Source organism: uncultured Jannaschia sp. (assembly GCF_947494055.1).
Classification (GTDB): domain Bacteria; phylum Pseudomonadota; class Alphaproteobacteria; order Rhodobacterales; family Rhodobacteraceae; genus Jannaschia.
This window is the reverse complement of record NZ_CANLTR010000170.1, coordinates 1-583: the sequence shown is the minus strand read 5'-3', so window position 1 is coordinate 583 and position 583 is coordinate 1. Positions and strand designations below refer to the sequence as shown.

2 protein-coding genes are annotated in these 583 nt (G+C 65.4%); both read right to left on the bottom strand.

Features of this window, described 5'->3' with window-relative positions; genetic code table 11:
- On the bottom strand, positions 1-272 hold a 272-nt coding region (locus tag Q1A87_RS23700; RefSeq protein WP_299657327.1), incomplete at its 3' end, for a hypothetical protein.
- Positions 273-361: 89 nt separating this feature from the next.
- Positions 362-583, bottom strand: a 222-nt coding sequence (locus Q1A87_RS23695) for a hypothetical protein (protein ID WP_299657324.1), incomplete at its 5' end; no start/stop codon positions are given.

Genomic DNA, 583 nt, shown 5'->3' with positions numbered 1-583 from the left:
ACGCCCTGCTCGGGATTGCGCATGATCTCGGCCACGCTGTCGGTCCGGTCGTCGTCCACTTCGGCGGACACGACGTAATGACCCTGACGCACGGCATCCCGGTAGGTGACGGCCTCGTCGTGGGGCAGATTGAGATGGCCGATATCGTTGGCCCTGTCGGCCCCGCCGACCACCTCGACGTGATGCGAGGCGACGCCGAGTTCCTCGATCTCGCGCTTCACGAGGTTTGCGACATCCGCGGTGCGGTAGATGGCTGTAATGGTCCGGCTCATGGTGGACTCCTTTCGATGATCTCGTTTGCTTCGGTTTCGGAACAGGGCGCGCGACCCGCGTCATCGGGCCCCGCGCACTGCGCCGCTCTTCAGGTCGGGACCTCGTCTCGGCCCGGGGAATCCGCGGAAGCAGGCGTATCGATGCCCGGATCCGCCGTGTCGATCTGCACGTCTTGCCGACGCAACGTGACGGTCTCCTCGACCTCGACGGTCTCGCTGCGTCGCCGCAAGTGCAGTTCCTCGACGATGCGGTAACGCCGCACCATCACCTCTTCGACGATCGGGATGATGGTGACGTCGCCCTCCTCGCG